17 protein-coding genes are annotated in these 16347 nt (G+C 41.9%); 15 read left to right on the top strand and 2 right to left on the bottom strand.

Translation table 11 applies throughout. From position 1 onward, the window contains the following. Positions 1-137: 137 nt before the first annotated feature. Together NSS65_RS13945 and NSS65_RS13940 are read right to left on the bottom strand one after the other, a co-directional pair. The gene (locus tag NSS65_RS13945) at positions 138-1580 is read right to left on the bottom strand and encodes a DEAD/DEAH box helicase (RefSeq protein WP_326134854.1); all 1443 of its coding nucleotides are present in this window, start codon (positions 1578-1580) and stop codon (positions 138-140) included. A gap of 114 nt (positions 1581-1694) precedes the next feature. Further along, a complete protein-coding gene (locus NSS65_RS13940; protein ID WP_034279604.1) occupies positions 1695-2498 on the bottom strand; it encodes an NAD kinase in 804 nt (267 codons plus the stop codon). 445 nt (positions 2499-2943) lie between these two features. Between NSS65_RS13940 and sppA the strand changes: the two genes are divergently transcribed. The 15 genes from sppA (at position 2944) to NSS65_RS13865 (ending at position 16313) form a co-directional block, all read left to right on the top strand. Further along, positions 2944-3945, top strand: coding sequence for a signal peptide peptidase SppA (gene sppA, locus NSS65_RS13935; protein ID WP_024424813.1), 1002 nt, complete (start codon positions 2944-2946; stop codon positions 3943-3945). A gap of 14 nt (positions 3946-3959) precedes the next feature. Then, positions 3960-4484: an RDD family protein gene (locus NSS65_RS13930; protein ID WP_024424812.1), complete on the top strand. Its 525-nt coding sequence runs from the start codon at positions 3960-3962 to the stop codon at positions 4482-4484. Between the two features lie 97 nt (positions 4485-4581). After that, the gene (locus NSS65_RS13925; RefSeq protein ID WP_176966878.1) at positions 4582-5289 is read left to right on the top strand and encodes a DUF2953 domain-containing protein; all 708 of its coding nucleotides are present in this window, start codon (positions 4582-4584) and stop codon (positions 5287-5289) included. A gap of 14 nt (positions 5290-5303) precedes the next feature. Next, entirely contained in the window at positions 5304-5756 is a 453-nt protein-coding gene (gene ytfJ / locus NSS65_RS13920; RefSeq protein WP_007501733.1) for a GerW family sporulation protein, read from the top strand. A gap of 112 nt (positions 5757-5868) precedes the next feature. Continuing rightward, on the top strand, positions 5869-6369 hold the full coding sequence (gene tpx / locus NSS65_RS13915; protein ID WP_024424810.1) for a thiol peroxidase: 501 nt from the start codon (positions 5869-5871) through the stop codon (positions 6367-6369). A gap of 88 nt (positions 6370-6457) precedes the next feature. Continuing rightward, positions 6458-7432, top strand: coding sequence for a class I SAM-dependent methyltransferase (locus tag NSS65_RS13910; protein ID WP_034279615.1), 975 nt, complete (start codon positions 6458-6460; stop codon positions 7430-7432). A 229-nt stretch (positions 7433-7661) separates the two neighbouring features. Further along, entirely contained in the window at positions 7662-8846 is a 1185-nt protein-coding gene (locus NSS65_RS13905) for an acetate kinase (protein ID WP_024424808.1), read from the top strand. Between the two features lie 105 nt (positions 8847-8951). Next, entirely contained in the window at positions 8952-9467 is a 516-nt protein-coding gene (locus NSS65_RS13900; RefSeq protein ID WP_024426150.1) for a MogA/MoaB family molybdenum cofactor biosynthesis protein, read from the top strand. 172 nt (positions 9468-9639) lie between these two features. Next, positions 9640-10851 carry an argininosuccinate synthase gene (locus NSS65_RS13895; RefSeq protein ID WP_024424806.1) on the top strand — a complete coding sequence of 404 codons (1212 nt, stop codon included), beginning with the start codon at positions 9640-9642 and terminating at the stop codon, positions 10849-10851. Continuing rightward, entirely contained in the window at positions 10848-12221 is a 1374-nt protein-coding gene (gene argH / locus NSS65_RS13890; protein WP_024424805.1) for an argininosuccinate lyase, read from the top strand. The genes NSS65_RS13895 and argH overlap by 4 nt, the downstream gene beginning before the upstream one ends. Before the next feature lie 118 nt (positions 12222-12339). After that, positions 12340-12756, top strand: coding sequence for a phosphotransferase (locus tag NSS65_RS13885; RefSeq protein ID WP_255290966.1), 417 nt, complete (start codon positions 12340-12342; stop codon positions 12754-12756). 37 nt (positions 12757-12793) lie between these two features. Beyond that, a complete protein-coding gene (locus NSS65_RS13880) occupies positions 12794-13240 on the top strand; it encodes a hypothetical protein (RefSeq protein ID WP_251231960.1) in 447 nt (148 codons plus the stop codon). A 95-nt stretch (positions 13241-13335) separates the two neighbouring features. Then, on the top strand, positions 13336-14091 hold the full coding sequence (locus tag NSS65_RS13875) for an SDR family oxidoreductase (protein ID WP_034279624.1): 756 nt from the start codon (positions 13336-13338) through the stop codon (positions 14089-14091). A 67-nt stretch (positions 14092-14158) separates the two neighbouring features. Then, positions 14159-14842: a metal-dependent hydrolase gene (locus tag NSS65_RS13870; RefSeq protein WP_305933742.1), complete on the top strand. Its 684-nt coding sequence runs from the start codon at positions 14159-14161 to the stop codon at positions 14840-14842. A 148-nt stretch (positions 14843-14990) separates the two neighbouring features. Then, positions 14991-16313 (top strand): CBS domain-containing protein, encoded by a 1323-nt coding sequence (locus tag NSS65_RS13865; protein ID WP_034279630.1) that lies wholly within the window; start codon positions 14991-14993, stop codon positions 16311-16313. The last annotated feature ends 34 nt before the right edge of the window (positions 16314-16347 follow it).

Raw genomic sequence — 16347 nt, 5'->3', positions numbered from 1 at the left:
GTGTCATACTCATAGTAGCACCCATCATGTATTCAATATGACATTTGTCATGTTTGACCTCAAAAAGGCTGATGGGATCACGGTTTTGAGTTTATTTCTCATCAATAAAAAAAGTAAAGGCGCTGGGCCTTTACTTTTTATGAACGAGCTTCATGTACTTTTAACTGCTTGCCTTTAATGGTTGTGTGGCGCATAGCATTCAGCACAAGAGGGCCTTTGCCGTTTAAAATATCTACATATGTTTTTGTGTCTTGAATCGTAATAATCCCAATGTCATCGAATGCAACGCCTTCTATTTTGGCAATGGTCCCAACGAAATCAACAGCCCGCAGTTTCTTTTTCTTTCCGCCGTTAAAATAAAGCTTCATAATATCCTTCTCGACGCCAGCCTGTTTATTTTCCTTTTGAACAGGCGTTTCGATCTTTTCTTCAAAGCTTTCTACATGCTTTTCCGCTTCTTCCTTTGTTGGATAAGGCTGAGTTTGAAAATCTATGCCGGCATCCTGCTTTAATTCATCAATAAGCGGCTTTGCATTCTTTGTCATAAACGCAATCGTTTTCCCGCTTTTTCCCGCTCTGCCTGTTCTGCCAGTCCGGTGAATATAGCGCTCTTTTTCATAAGGAAGATCATAATGAATGACATGTGTCATATCACTGACATCAATTCCCCTGGCTGCTATATCTGTTGCGATCAGATAACGGAATTCACCTTTTTTAAATTCATCCATCACATCAAAGCGGTCTTCCTGTCTCATGCCGCCATGAATTTTGTCACAGGGCACATCCCATTCGTCCAGCTTCAGCGTGAGTTCATTCACCCGGTCTTGTGTATTACAGAAAATAATGCAGCTATCTGGATTTTCAATGACGATCGTACGCTGAAGAAGGGAGAATTTCGATTCTTCTTCTGTTTCAATCACAGTGTGGATGATTTGCTGTACAGACGTTTCTTCACGTGCGATCTCAATGACTTTGGGTGATTGTAAAAACTGTTCGCTCAATTTCTTCATGTCATCAGACATTGTCGCTGAAAACAGCATCGACATGCGCTTTGGCGGCAGATACTGAATAATAGAAGAGACTTGATCGATAAATCCCATGTTCAGCATTTCATCCGCTTCATCTAACACGAAAAATTTGAGATTTTCTAAAGAAAGGGTGCCTTTCTCAAGGTGATCCAAAATGCGGCCTGGTGTCCCGCACACAATATGGTTTTTCTGTGAAAGCTCTACTTTCTGCGCTTGAAAAGGGGCTTTTCCATAAATGGCTGCGGCTTTGATTCGTTTGAATCGTCCGAGGCTTGTGAGGTCTTGTTTGACCTGCATGGCGAGCTCTCGTGTTGGAACGAGGATGAGGGCTTGAGGTTTATTTTCAGCCCAATCAACCATTTCACAAATCGGCAGACCATAGGCTGCAGTCTTGCCGCTCCCAGTCTGAGATTTGACGATTAAATCCTGCTTTGAAAAAGCAATTGATAATGTCTCGTGCTGAACAGGTGTAGGTGTATGGAAGTGAAGCGCTTCTAACGCTTGTTTCAATTCATCACTTAATGGATATTGATCAAAATGTTGTAATGTCATCGTGTTCTCCTTTTCGTACATTCATACTTGTGACATCATACCATAACCATGACCGTGAATGAAAAGACATAGAAAAAAGCCCCGTAAAGGAGCTTTCAGCGTGCGGACAAATTCTCAAAGGAATCTGCGTTTTACTTTTTCCCAGTAAGAGTTGTCTTTTAATTTCACCGTTTTAATGACTTTTCCTGAAAGGCCAATGTCAATTTGTTTGACGTGTTTTGTGCCGAGTGCTTCGTTATCAAGCCCGATAATTGGGTGATCGTTTCCATCCTGCACTACCTTCAGCGTCAGCTTGCGGTCACTGCTCAAGATGAAAGGAGCGCCTAATGTACGGTAAGAGTTGTTATTCAGCGATGCAAGTTCTGTGACCTGCATACAAGGAAGCATCGGATCAACCACGGCGCCGCTCACGGATTTATTGTAGGCCGTTGAGCCAGTCGGAGTGGAAATAATCATGCCGTCGCCTCTAAAAGTTTCAAAGTGGAAATCATCTATATACACATCGATCACAAATGTTTTAATAATGCTGGAGCGGATTGACAGTTCATTTAAGCAATGGAACTGGTTTGTGCTGTCAACGCTTACATCGATGATCGGATATTTTCTCACTTCAAGCTGTTCAGTATTCATGGCATCAATCATTTTATCAAAATGCTCTAACGAGAAATCGCAGTATAGGTGCGTATTCTCTGATTTTGATACCCCTACATACAAGCAGTCATCCCGGAATTTTGTTTTACGTACTGCTTGAAGAAATGTGCCATCCCCGCCAATTGAAGCAATAATGTGGGCATCCTCTGCACGCTTGACGACGTGAAAGCCTTGATCAGTAGCGAGCTTCTCGAGAGAAGAAATGTGTCCATCCAATTCATGATCTTTTTTGTAAAAGAAAAATACATTGCGACGATTGTCTGTCATTGACGTTCTCCCCTTTGCTGTCAAAAATAATTTTCAATGATAAAGGGCTTACATGAAAACCCTTGCTCACATTTTACACTTTTTTCATATGAAAGTAAAAATTTTAGAAAGAACCATCTGAAGATCGGATTGCTTTATGAGAAATGAGTCGATGTGAGTGATTTGAAATGGCTGAATCCTGAGCATAATTGAATAGCCGTTTTCTCATGAAAGAATGGTTTAGGTGTTTCGTTGCGGTGAAGATCTAGCCTATTAGGTGCAGGGAGAGGATAAAAAAGCCAATTTTTCGTCATGCGCATGTCTAAGTAGACGATGTAAAGTTGATCGTTATTTAAGAGAGGTGCTATCATATGCCTACATGAAATGTAAAAAAACCACAATTCCTGTGAAACATTTCGTGTGGGCATTCGTATGAATGAAGTGAGATAAAAAGGAGGAGAAAAAGATGAATGCGAAAAGATGGGTAGCACTAATTATTGCACTTGGTGTTTTCGGATTTTCAATTGTAATTAGTGTCACGATGGCCTTGTTCGATAGCTTCAATGACAATAAAATGAGCTATCAATTCGGGGATGAAATAGAAGAGAAGGTACTAGAGAATGGCAGCGGTGCAGGCAAGATTGCTGTTCTTGAGATTAATGGAACCATTCAAGATAATGGCGGCGCATCGAGCCTATTAGGCGGAGAAGGTTATGATCATCGTGCATTCCTCAAAGAACTAGATAAAGCGAAAGAGGATGCTTCTGTAAAAGGTGTACTTCTGCGCGTAAACTCTCCTGGCGGCGGTGTCTATGAAAGTGCTGAAATACATAAAAAATTAGAAGAAGTGAAAAAAGCGAAGAAGCCGATTTACGTATCTATGGGATCCATGGCAGCTTCAGGCGGCTACTACGTGTCAACTCCAGCGAAGAAAATCTTTGCTTCACCTGAAACATTAACAGGATCGTTAGGTGTCATCATGCAAAGCTTGAATTATTCAAAGCTCGCAGATAATCTGGGTATTAAATATGAAACGATTAAGAGCGGGAAATTCAAAGATATCATGTCTCCAAACCGTGATATGACAAAAGATGAGCGCAACATCATGCAAAGCATGGTCGACAACTCTTATGAAGGATTTGTCAAAGTGATCTCTGAAGGACGCGGCATGTCAAAACAGGAAGTCAAGAAAATTGCTGACGGCCGGGTATATGACGGGACACAAGCAAAATCGAACGGATTAGTCGATGAGCTTGGGTATTATGAAGATGCATTAAAAGCGATGAAGAAAAATGAAAAAGGCTTAAAAGGAGCAACAGTGGTCAGCTATTCTCAAAGCTTTGGCTGGAACTCTCTTTTCAACATGAGTGCAAGCAAGCTCTTTAAAAGCGAAATTGATTTTCTGAATTTAAAAGAAACACTGGCTGGCTCAAATGGGTCTAAACCGATGTATCTCTATTCAAAATAAAGGAGGGATCATAGATGGATTCTACATTCGATGAAGTAAGCGAAAGCCGCAGCCAAGAGGAAGAATCGAAGCCGGCCTTTGTGAAGCGCGCTTCAATTGAAGCACAGGCGTTTGCAGGTTTTTGGATTAGATTTTGGGCATTTATTCTTGATTGGCTCGTCGTCTGGGGTGTAAACCATTTGACGGTTTCTCCAATCTTTAGTCTGTTTGGCTGGTCCAAAGGAGGGGGATGGTTTTCTCCATTTTCCGTCACAACGACGATTGTATTCCTCCTTTATTTCGCCATCATGACGAAAATCTTTCAACAAACACTTGGCAAGATGGTGTTTGGGATTAAAGTGGTCTCACTTCAGCCTGAGAAGAAGCTGGCATGGGATGTTATTTTCTTTAGAGAGATTGTGGGACGCTACATTAATACGATCTTTATTCTCTATGCTATCGTTGGGTTCTCACCGAAAAAGCAAGGGGTTCATGATTACTTTGCCGATACGGTGGTCGTCCATGAACATTTATATGAAAAAACAGAATCAAACGTATAATCAGAGGGAGTTTGGCCGTAACGGTCAAACTCTTTTTTGTTGATTGGGTATAAAATCCAGAATGAGAGCCATAATCGTAGGGGAAGCATCATTTGTTATGGAGGAAGTGAGCACAGTGCTTTACGTTTGGATCGCAGCGTTTTTGTTTCTTGTGATCTTGTTGATTTTCATGAAAGTAACCATTTCGCTGGACTATTCGCATACAAACGACAATGACCACATTGCACTGAAGGTCATCACCTTATATGGATTGGTCAGACTCAAAAAAGAGATTCCGATGGTGAGGGTCAATCCAGAAGACCAAACGATTGATATTCGTGAAAAGAAAATGAAGAGCGCCAAAACGCCTGATCACGAAAAAGAATCGATGCATAAAAAAGTAGGAAAACGTGATATGAAGCAGATCCTTCATCAAATGGAGCGCATCACAAAAGAGATTGTCGATTTAAACCGGATCATGCGCAAGTTCTTCATCCACGTAAAGATTGACTCGTTTCACTGGTCGACATGGATCGGCTTTCAAGACGCCGCTTTAACAGGTGTAGCAGCCGGCGGTGTATGGTCAGTTAAAGGAGCACTGCTTGCCTTTATGCAGGAGCATCTCACCTTTAAGCATAAACCGATATATGAAGTCATTCCGGCCTTTCAGCACAATGTGTCACAGACTCAGTTTACATGTATAGCTTATTTCCGTATTGGACATGCTATGCTTGCAGCCATTCGTTTACTTGTCCATTGGTTAAAAGGAAGAAAGGCGAGAAAAAGTGCCTCTCTTCAAGCAACGAAGAATGAATCATCTGTTTAAGGAGGAACCCGAAAATGGCAGATCATCCAATCCAAGGTCTCATGAAGACAGCGATGGAAAACTTAAAAGAAATGATAGATGTGAATACAATCATCGGCGATCCAGTCGAAACCCCTGACGGCAGTGTCATTCTCACTGTGTCAAAGGTTGGTTTTGGATTTGCAGCCGGCGGCAGTGAATTTAACGGGAACCAAAAGAAAGAAAAGCGTTCTGATGAACAGGAACGAAAAGAACCGAGACTCCCATTTGGCGGCGGAAGCGGCGGCGGGGTGTCGATTACACCAATCGCCTTCTTAATTGTAGGAACAAACGGAGTTCGAATGCTTCATTTGGATGAACACACACATCTGCTCGATAAAATATTGGATTCTGCTCCTCAAGCAATTGAACGTCTTCAGCACATGTTTAAGAAGGATGAGCGGGAGCACCGTCACAAAGAACGAAAACTAGATGACATAGACCTTTAAAAAGTTAGCTGCGCTGCAGTTAACTTTTTTTGCAAAATGGACGATTAGGCTTTGCAGTTTTTTGCTTTCTCTACTATGATAGAACCATACATTTGAAAAGGGAGGAATTGTTTTGGCATCGATCACATTTAAAGGAAGTCCTGTCACGCTTGTAGGAAATGAAGTAAAAGTAGGCGAGCAGGCTCCTGATTTTACGGTATTAACGAACTCACTTGGAGAAGTTTCACTTTCTGATTTAGCAGGAAAAGTGACGATCATCTCAGTGATTCCTTCTATTGATACAGGTGTGTGTGACGCACAAACAAGACGTTTCAATGAAGAGGCAGCGGGTTTAGGTCCTGTCAATATTTATACGATTAGTGCAGACCTTCCATTTGCACAAGCACGCTGGTGCGGAGCAAACGGAATTGAAAATGTCGAAACATTATCTGATCACAGAGATATGTCATTTGGTGAAGCATTCGGAGTGTATATGAAAGAATTGCGTTTATTGGCGCGCGCAGTCTTCGTATTAGACCCTAACGGAAAAGTGGTTTACACTGAATACGTAAGTGAAGCAACGAATCACCCAAATTATGAAAAAGCCATTGAAGCTGCAAAATCACTGTTATAAAAGCAGCATCGACAAGAGCTCCGGCTTCATCCTGGGGCTCTTTTCAATGAGAACATATAGCTTTTAACAAAGCGAGGAGAGAAAAGCATTGCAGAAAGATCAAGTAAGTACGATTTTTGAACTGCTCGATACAGCTTCTATTCGATTAAAAAAGGAACAGAGCATTTCTTATATTGAAGCATTGGCAGAAGCAGGAGAAGCCTTTTTCCAAGCAAATGATCGAAACGGTTTATTAAAGGATTTAATAGAGAAAGCAGATTTTGCTTCTTATGATCATGAGCAGATTCGTAAAGCGTTTCAGCTCGCCGTATTGAAAGGTCAAAAGGATATTTCTCATCCAAATCGCCAGATGACACCAGATACGATTGGACTGTTTGTCAGCTATTTGGTGAACAAATTTTTAGATGGTCAAAAAGAGCTTGTAGTCTTTGATCCAGCAGCGGGAACAGGAAACTTACTTCTTGCAGTTTTAAATAATCTCACTGCAGAAACAAAACGCGGCTTTGCGTCTGAAATTGATGATGTGCTCATTAAAATTGCTTGGGCGCAGGCGAATTTAGAGGAGAAAGAAGTTGAGCTTTTCCACCAGGACAGTCTTGAGCCGCTTCTGATCTCACCGGCAGATGTCACTGTATGCAGTCTCCCAGTCGGCTATTATCCAAATGATGAGCGTGCAGCAGACTTTGAATTAAAGGCAAAAGAAGGACATGCTTTTGCCCATTATTTATTCATTGAACAAAGCCTTCGCTACACAAAAGAAGGCGGCTTCCTATTCTTCATCATTCCAAACGATTTGTTTGAAGGAAAAGAGAGCGTACAATTAAAGGATTTCATCAAAGATCATGCGTATATGAATGCGTTAATTCAGCTGCCAGTGTCCATGTTTAAGGATAAAAAACACGCCAAAAGCTTATTTGTGATGCAAAAGAAAAAAGAAGGGCTGGAAGCACCAAAACGAATGCTGTTTGCCAATCTTCCATCTTTCTCACAGAAGGAAGCAATGGTCGGTGTGATGAGAAAACTAGACCAGTGGTTTATAGAAGAAAAAGAAACGAAAGAATAGCCAGAGTGATTTCTGGCTATTTTACTATTCAGAAAATAACGACTTATTGATGTAAGCGATAACAGTTTGAAGGTACACTTGAAATGCAAAGTTTTCAATGTTTAAATGAAAAAGTCAGATATTTTTCGGACTTATCGTTAAACTATAAAAGACCCGTCAAACAGGTTGAATATAGCACCGGAAAAAACGTGAAACCTTATATAACAACTGAGTAAAAGGAGCGACAGTAATGTCCAAAATTATTGCAATCAACGCAGGAAGCTCATCTCTTAAATTCCAATTGTTCGACATGCCAGAAGAAACCGTTTTAACAAAAGGGCTTGTTGAAAGAATCGGAATGGACAACAGTATCTTCACGATTTCTGTAGATGGAGAAAAGAAAACAGAAGTGACAGATATTCCAGATCACGCAGTAGCGGTCAAAATGCTGCTTGAAAAACTAACTGAATTTCACATCATCAAAGACTTTAATGAAATTGATGGCGTAGGACACCGCGTTGTTCACGGCGGAGAGAAATTCAGCGATTCTGTTCTTTTAACTGATGAAGTGATCAATGACATTGATCAGCTTTCAGAGCTTGCACCACTTCACAACCCTGCAAACGTTGTAGGAATCAAAGCATTCAAACAAATTCTGCCTGACGTACCAGCGGTTGCTGTGTTCGATACAGCATTCCACCAAACTATGCCAGAGCAGTCTTACCTATACAGCCTTCCGTACGACTACTACAAAAACTTTGGTATTCGTAAATACGGATTCCACGGGACAAGCCACAAGTTCGTTACAGAGCGTGCAGCAGAGCTATTAGGCCGTCCACTAGAAGAGCTTCGTCTGATTTCTTGCCACCTTGGAAATGGTGCGAGTATCGCAGCAGTTGAAGGCGGAAAATCAATCGATACATCTATGGGCTTTACACCACTTGCTGGTGTTGCAATGGGTACACGTTCTGGTAACATTGACCCTGCCCTTATTCCATTTATTATGGAAAAAACAGGACATACTGCTGAAGAAGTGCTTTCTACTTTGAATAAGAAGAGTGGTCTTTTAGGTGTGTCTGGTCTGTCAAGTGACCTTCGTGATATCGAAGAAGCAACAGAAGAAGGAAACGACCGTGCAGAAGTTGCTCTTGATATTTTTGCGAGCCGTATTCATAAATACATCGGCTCTTATGCAGCTAGAATGAATGGCGTAGATGCGATCATCTTCACAGCTGGAATCGGTGAAAACAGTTCAGAAGTAAGAGCACGTGTACTTCGTGGTCTAGAATTCATGGGCGTTTACTGGGATCCATCCCTAAACAACATGAGAGGCGAAGAAGCATTCATCAGCTACCCGCACTCACCTGTAAAAGTAATCGTCATCCCAACAAACGAAGAAGTAATGATTGCAAGAGACGTTATGCGTTTAGCGTAATCAAGTTTGAGAAGCTCTTTTCCAATAAGGAAAAGAGCTTTTTTCTGTTAAAAGCAGCATGCTATAATGTTGTCCAATACGAAGCAAAAGGGAGCGGTGCGAAAGATGAGCGTGACAGAACATAAACGTGAGGCGAAAGAAAGGCTTTATGTAAAAGTCATTACGGTCAGTGATACAAGAACGAAAGATACAGATAAAAGCGGCCGTCTGATGATTGATTTGCTCAAAGAACAGGGACATCTTGTTCTTGCATACGATATTGTAAAAGATGATATAGGATCGATTCAAGACGCTGTGCTGGAGGGAACAAGCGAACCGAAAATAGATGCCGTCTTGTTAAATGGCGGCACAGGAATTGCTGCAAGGGATGTGACCATTGAAGCGATCACCCCTCTTTTTTCCAAGGAACTGCCTGGCTTTGGGGAAATCTTCCGCATGCTCAGTTATACAGAAGACATAGGTTCAGCTGCTATTTTATCCAGGGCAACGGCAGGGGTCGTCAATCAAAAGGCTGTCTTTGCCACGCCGGGATCTACCGGAGCCGTTCGTTTAGCCATGACCAAACTCGTGATTCCAGAGCTTCCTCATGTCTTACGAGAGCTTGAAAAGGATCAAAAATAGCCCAAAATGACTCTGCCAAGAAAATTTGGCAGAGTTTTTTTCATAAAGGGGTTGAAAAAACAATTTTTCCTTGTTAAAGTGTATACATACTAAATGCATGTTTATAAATTAAAACTTATTTTTATGCAAAAACATTCACAGAATCAAAACAAGCGAGAGGAGCTTTTCAATCATGTCACAAAATAAAAAAGTCGTATTAGCATATTCCGGAGGTCTTGATACCTCTGTTGCAGTTAAATGGTTACAAGAGCAAGGATACGAAGTCGTTGCTTGCTGCCTGGACGTAGGTGAAGGAAAAGATTTAGCATTCGTTCAACAAAAAGCACTTCAAGTCGGAGCTGTTCAATCATACATGATTGACGCAAAAGAAGAATTTGCTGAAGAGTTTGCGCTCACTGCATTACAAGCACACACAATGTATGAAGGGAAATATCCACTAGTATCTGCACTATCCCGCCCGCTTATTGCAAAAAAATTAGTGGAAGTGGCAGAAAAAGAAAATGCAGTAGCAGTTGCTCATGGATGTACTGGAAAAGGGAACGACCAAGTTCGTTTCGAAGTATCCATTAAAGCATTGAACCCAGACCTAGAAGTTCTTGCACCAGTGCGTGAATGGAAATGGTCTCGTGATGAAGAAATCGATTATGCACAAAAACACGGTATTCCAATCCCGATTAACTTAGACAGCCCATATTCAATCGACCAAAACCTTTGGGGCAGAAGTAACGAATGTGGCATTTTAGAAGATCCTTGGGCTGCGCCGCCAGAGGGTGCATACGATCTGACAAATCCACTTGAAAAAACGCCTGACACACCTGAAATCATTGAGATCACGTTTGAAAAAGGAAAACCGACAGCGATTGATGGCATCCAATATTCATTATCTGATCTCATCCTTCATTTAAATGAAGTCGCTGGTCAGCATGGTGTAGGCAGAATCGATCACGTTGAAAACCGTCTTGTTGGCATCAAATCTCGTGAAGTGTACGAATGCCCAGGTGCTGTCACACTTCTAAAAGCGCATAAAGAGCTTGAAGACTTAACGCTAGTCAAAGAAGTCGCTCACTTTAAACCAATCGTTGAACAAAAAATGGCTGAATTAATATACAACGGCTTATGGTTCTCACCGCTTAAAGAAGCACTAGATGCATTCTTACAAGAAACACAGCAGAACGTAACAGGTGTTGTACGTGTGAAACTATTTAAAGGTCATGCCATTGTAGAAGGACGTAAATCACCATATTCACTTTATGATGAAAATCTAGCAACATATACAAAAGCAGACGAATTCGATCATGATGCAGCTGTAGGATTTATTAATCTTTGGGGCTTACCGACAAAAGTAAACAGCATCGTGAATAAAAAGGAGCAGGTTAAAGCATGAAAAAGCTTTGGGGAGGCCGATTTCAAAAAACACCAGAAAAATGGGTCGATGAGTTTGGCGCGTCCATTCATTTCGACAAACAATTAGTCAAAGAAGATTTGACCGGCTCCCTTGCTCATGCAAGTATGCTGAATAAATGTGGTATCCTCGGCGATGAGGAGGCCGCTGCCATCAAAGACGGACTAAATACGCTCATGAAAAAGGCAGAGGCGGATGAACTGGAATTCTCAGTAGATTATGAAGACATTCATTTAAACCTTGAAAAAATGCTCATTGATGAGATTGGTCCGCTTGGCGGCAAATTGCACACAGCGAGAAGCCGGAATGATCAGGTTGCAACCGATATGCACTTATATTTGAATAACCAAGTCGAGCATATTATTGAGCTGATCTCTTCCTTTCAAACGGTGCTTGTAGAAAAGGCAGAACAGCACGTTGAAACGATTTTTCCAGGATATACGCACCTGCAGCGTGCACAGCCTATTTCGTTTGCCCATCATATGCTCGCCTATTTTTGGATGCTTGAGCGTGACAAAGCGCGCTTTCAAGATTCATTGAAGCGAATTAACGTGTCTCCACTTGGATGCGGAGCGTTAGCAGGAACGACATTCCCGATTGATCGTGAATATACAGCAGAGCAGCTTGGCTTTGACCACATTTACGAAAACAGCCTCGATGGTGTGAGTGACCGGGACTTCATTTTAGAGTTTTTATCTAATAGCAGCCTTGTGATGATGCATCTCTCACGTTTTTGTGAGGAAATCATTTTATGGTGCTCGCAAGAATTTAAATTCATTGAACTTGATGACACGTATGCAACAGGCAGCAGCATGATGCCGCAGAAGAAAAACCCGGATATGGCTGAATTAATCCGCGGGAAAACAGGCCGCGTGTATGGCAACCTGATGGGGCTTCTCACGATTATGAAAGGCTTGCCGCTTACGTATAACAAAGACCTGCAAGAAGATAAAGAAGGCATGTTTGATACAGTGAAAACCATCGCTGGCAGCCTGCAAATTTTCACAGGCATGATTCAAACGATGACAGTGAACGAAGATGTCATGAAAAAGGCAACAAAAGAAGATTTCTCAAACGCGACAGAAGTGGCAGACTACCTTGCGAAAAAAGGCATGCCATTCCGTGAAGCACACGAAATCGTTGGCAAGCTTGTGTATACATGTATTCAAAAAGGCATCTATCTAAGTGATCTTCCTTTTGAAACATTTACAGAAGCAAGCGAACTTTTTGAACAAGACATTTACACAGTTCTTGACCCATATGTTGCTGTTGAAAAAAGAACAAGTGCAGGCGGAACTGGATTCAAACAAATTCAGCTCGCTTTAGAAAAAGCAAAAGCCTGCCTGGCATAACTTATCAAAACCATTCGTTTATACGGATGGTTTTTTTGTCATGGAAAAAGGAGATTGATGATCATTGGAGAAATGAAAGCATACCTGCGTCAAGCAGAAGAGGGAGTGACAGCAGATCATGAAGAAAATGCTTGAGGCTTTGTTTCATCAACCAATCGTATCAGTGAAAACGTTAGGAGAACAATATGGCGGACGGGTTAATGATGTGTGGCTGATCTCCTTACAAGATAAAACGGAATATGTAGTCAAATCTCCTAAAACTGCAAGAGAAAAAAGTGAATTTGTATTTGGGATCAAGATGATCTATGGAGTAGATTACCGTACTGTACAAGAGCATATCGATCAAATCAATCAAAAGCTGTCTCATATGAATTCCTTTCATATTCCAGAAGTTGTTCGTAAAGTGAAGAAGGCAGGGAGACATTTTTATGTAATGGAAAAAGTAGAAGGAACAACTTGTACATCTTTTGAGGGACGTTCATCAGACTTTTATAAGGATTATGGGAGGAAACTAGCACAACTTCATTCATACTGACTTTTTTGGTGCAGTCTACGGAGCTGAAAAGAAGCATTTGAGAGAATTCCATGCTGTATTAAAAAAGGCTGTATCCAAACTCATAGACCGCTATTACGCTGATCAGCCTGAATTTCACTGTTATGCAGAAATTGTGCTGCAAAAGATCGAAAAGCTAAGGACGCCTGATTCAGCCAGTCTTATTTTAATTGATTTAGATCCGTCTCAATATATTGAAAATGATGATCAAGTGACGAGTTTAGTTGATACAGAATATGTCGTATATGGACCAGCTGCGTTTGATTTTATTGCATTGGAATACCTTTTGACGAAAGAAGCTGCCCGCAATGTTCAATTGGGTTATGAAGAGATTTGCCCGCTTCCTCGTGATCTTCATGAGGTGAGAGAGTGCTATCGTTTTGTTTCTCTGCTTCTCGATATCCATGGCTCATGGGATTTGAAAAAGTGGATGAATCACCCTATACTGTTTGACTCATATCGATAAAGGGTTCATAAGTGCGCCAGATGCCGGTTTATAGTAAAGTAAAGATAACAAAAGAAACACGTGAACTTGCAACCTTTGCTTTAGGAGGAGATTGTGTGCGACACGCATTAATAACAGCGGGTTCTAAAGGACTTGGCCGGAAAGTCACCGAGTCTTTACTGAATATGGGGTATTCTGTGACAGTGAATTATCGAAGTGATGATGAAGCTGTCCGGCAGATGAAAGAAGAATTACAGCAGTACGAAGATAAGCTTCAATTTGTCCAAGGTGATGTGACAAAAAAAGAAGATTTAAAAAACATGGTAGAGCTGGCAGCAGAGCGATTTGGGCGGATTGATGCCCTGATTAACAATGCTGGCCCTTATATTTTTGAACGAAAAAAACTGGCGGATTATTCTGAGGATGAATGGTATCAAATGATGGAAGGCAACCTATCAGCAGTATTCCATTTGTTCCGAATGGTCATCCCAATGATGAGAAAACAAGGCTTTGGCCGCATTATCACTTATGGCTTCCAAGGTGCAGACCATGCGCCAGGCTGGATGCACAGATCAGCCTTTGGAGCGGCAAAAGTGGGTCTTGCGTCATTGACGAAAACCATTGCGATTGAAGAAGCCGAAAATGGCATCACGGCCAATATGGTGTGTCCAGGCAAAATCGTTGGAGACATGAAAGAATCAACAATAGAGGAAGCCCGTCAAATCAAAGACGATGAAACGCCGATAGGCAGGTCTGGCACTGGAGAGGATATAGGACGTATCATCTCATTTCTATGCGATGACCGTTCAGATCTTATTACAGGGACCGTCATTGAAGCAACAGGTGGTCTTAACGTGATTCACAGGCATTAAGTTTTTCAGCTTTTTATAGAGGGAATAAATGATATGAGATCAAAAATTGAAAGGTGGATATACTCACATGAAAGCTACATATCATGGACATTCAGTTGTACACATTGAAACAAACGGATACCATATTTGGATTGATCCATTTTTAAATGGAAATAAGCACACAGATATCAAACCGCAAGATGTGAAAGCGGATGTCATTTTACTGACACATGGGCATGGAGATCACATCGGCGACACCATTGAAATGGCTAAAAACAATGATGCACTTGTTGTCGCGCCTTTCGAACTTGCCACGTATTTAAGCTGGCAAGGGGTGAAAACGCACCCGCTTTCTATTGGAGGCGGCCGTGAGTTTGAATTTGGTAAAGTGAAGCTCACGCAAGCGTTCCATGGTTCAGCTGTCATTGATGAAGAGGCACAGACAATTACGTATACAGGGATGCCATCAGGTATTTTATTCACGGCAGAGGGCAAAACCATTTATCATGCTGGAGACACTGCACTCTTTTCAGATATGAAGCTGATCGGTGAACTGAATCATATTGAGCTCGCATTCCTTCCAATTGGTGATAACTTCACGATGGGACCGGAGGATGCAAGAATCGCAGCAGAATGGCTGCGGGCAAAACAGGTCGTTCCGATTCACTACAGCACATTCCCGCCAATTGAACAGGATCCGCATGCATTTGCAGACAGCCTGCATGGCGGCGTCGGTCAGGTGTTAAACAGCGGGGAATCAATCGAGATTTAATCCTCATATGAATAAAGCTGGCACACAAATGCCGGCTTTTTTTATTTGCCTTCATCTGCTGAAAGAAAAGACAAATTGCTATTAAAAGCCTCCTGCCCTTATAATGAAACATAGATGAAAACGCTGAAAACAAAAAGGGTGAACGGGATTGGCGACAAAGCATGAGCAAATTTTATCGTATATTGATTCATTAGATGTCGGGGAGAAAATCTCTGTCCGGCGCATAGCGAAAGAAATGAAAGTGAGTGAAGGCACCGCTTACCGGGCCATCAAAGATGCTGAAAATAAAGGATTCGTCAGTACCATTGAACGAGTCGGCACCATTCGAATTGAACAAAAGAAAAAAGAAAATATTGAAAAACTGACATATGCAGAAGTGGTCAATGTCATTGATGGCCAGGTCCTTGGAGGACGCGCCGGATTACATAAAACGTTAAACAAATTTGTCATTGGAGCGATGGAGCTGGACGCAATGATGCGCTATACGGCTGCTGGCAACCTGCTCATCGTCGGAAACCGGATCAATGCCCATAGGCAGGCATTAGAGGCAGGAGCGGCTGTGCTGGTCACAGGCGGATTCTCAACAGATGATGAAATCATTCAGCTCGCAGATGAGCTGGAGCTGCCGATTTTATCGACAAGCTACGATACATTTACCGTAGCGGCTCTCATTAACAGAGCCATTTATGACCAATTAATTAAAAAAGAAATTGTGCTTGTAGAAGATATTTTAACACCGATTGAACGCACCGTGTATTTATCACCAGAGGATAAGCTTGAAAAATGGTATGAAAAGAATTATGAAACTGGCCACGGCCGTTTCCCGGTCGCAGATGATCAAATGAAGATTCACGGAATCCTCACCTCAAAGGATATTGCGGGGCATGACCGCTCCACACCGATTGAAAAAGTGATGACGAAAAATCCGCTGACGGTCATTGGCAAAACATCTGTCGCCTCAGCTGCACAAATGATGGTGTGGGAAGGCATTGAGGTGCTGCCAGTTGTGGATGATCATGCGAAGTTGATCGGTATGATCAGCCGTCAGGATGTGCTCAAGGCGCTCCAAATGATTCAAAAGCAGCCGCAGGTCGGAGAAAAGCTGGATGATGTTGTCTCAAGAGGGTTTAAAGAAACCGATACAGAGAAACCAAAAGCGGATGCGGTTTATCAATACGAGGTTACCCCGCAAATGACGAATCAGCTTGGAAACATTTCATATGGGGTGTTCACACAAATTTTAATCGAATCTGCCAACCGCTTCTTAAAATCTCATAAAAAGGGCGAACTGATCGTCGAGAGTCTCTCTGTCTATTTCTTAAAACCGGTCCAAATGGAATCCACAATCCAGATTAAGCCGAATATTTTAGAAGTAGGACGCAAGTTTGGAAAGCTGGAAGTGGAGGTTTATCACCAATCGAATATCGTAGGCAAAGCGATGCTGATGGTGCAGCTGATGGAGAGGGGATAATGATAAAAAGGGCGAACTTATGTCGCCCCTTTCC

The organism is Bacillus sp. FSL K6-1006 (assembly GCF_038593175.1).
Classification (GTDB): Bacteria; Bacillota; Bacilli; order Bacillales; family Bacillaceae; genus Bacillus; species Bacillus safensis.
The sequence above is the reverse complement of the archived record's forward strand: the minus strand, read 5'-3'. Positions and strand labels throughout refer to the sequence as shown.

Coding starts and splice junctions, on each gene's coding strand:
- NSS65_RS13945 (WP_326134854.1), bottom strand. CDS start 1,580: ATGACATTACAACATTTTGATCAATATCCATTAAGTGATGAATTGAAA.
- ytfJ (WP_007501733.1), top strand. CDS start 5,304: ATGGCAGATCATCCAATCCAAGGTCTCATGAAGACAGCGATGGAAAAC.
- NSS65_RS13905 (WP_024424808.1), top strand. CDS start 7,662: ATGTCCAAAATTATTGCAATCAACGCAGGAAGCTCATCTCTTAAATTC.
- NSS65_RS13885 (WP_255290966.1), top strand. CDS start 12,340: ATGAAGAAAATGCTTGAGGCTTTGTTTCATCAACCAATCGTATCAGTG.
- NSS65_RS13900 (WP_024426150.1), top strand. CDS start 8,952: ATGAGCGTGACAGAACATAAACGTGAGGCGAAAGAAAGGCTTTATGTA.
- NSS65_RS13940 (WP_034279604.1), bottom strand. CDS start 2,498: ATGACAGACAATCGTCGCAATGTATTTTTCTTTTACAAAAAAGATCAT.
- NSS65_RS13895 (WP_024424806.1), top strand. CDS start 9,640: ATGTCACAAAATAAAAAAGTCGTATTAGCATATTCCGGAGGTCTTGAT.
- NSS65_RS13925 (WP_176966878.1), top strand. CDS start 4,582: ATGGAGGAAGTGAGCACAGTGCTTTACGTTTGGATCGCAGCGTTTTTG.
- NSS65_RS13930 (WP_024424812.1), top strand. CDS start 3,960: ATGGATTCTACATTCGATGAAGTAAGCGAAAGCCGCAGCCAAGAGGAA.
- sppA (WP_024424813.1), top strand. CDS start 2,944: ATGAATGCGAAAAGATGGGTAGCACTAATTATTGCACTTGGTGTTTTC.
- argH (WP_024424805.1), top strand. CDS start 10,848: ATGAAAAAGCTTTGGGGAGGCCGATTTCAAAAAACACCAGAAAAATGG.
- NSS65_RS13870 (WP_305933742.1), top strand. CDS start 14,159: ATGAAAGCTACATATCATGGACATTCAGTTGTACACATTGAAACAAAC.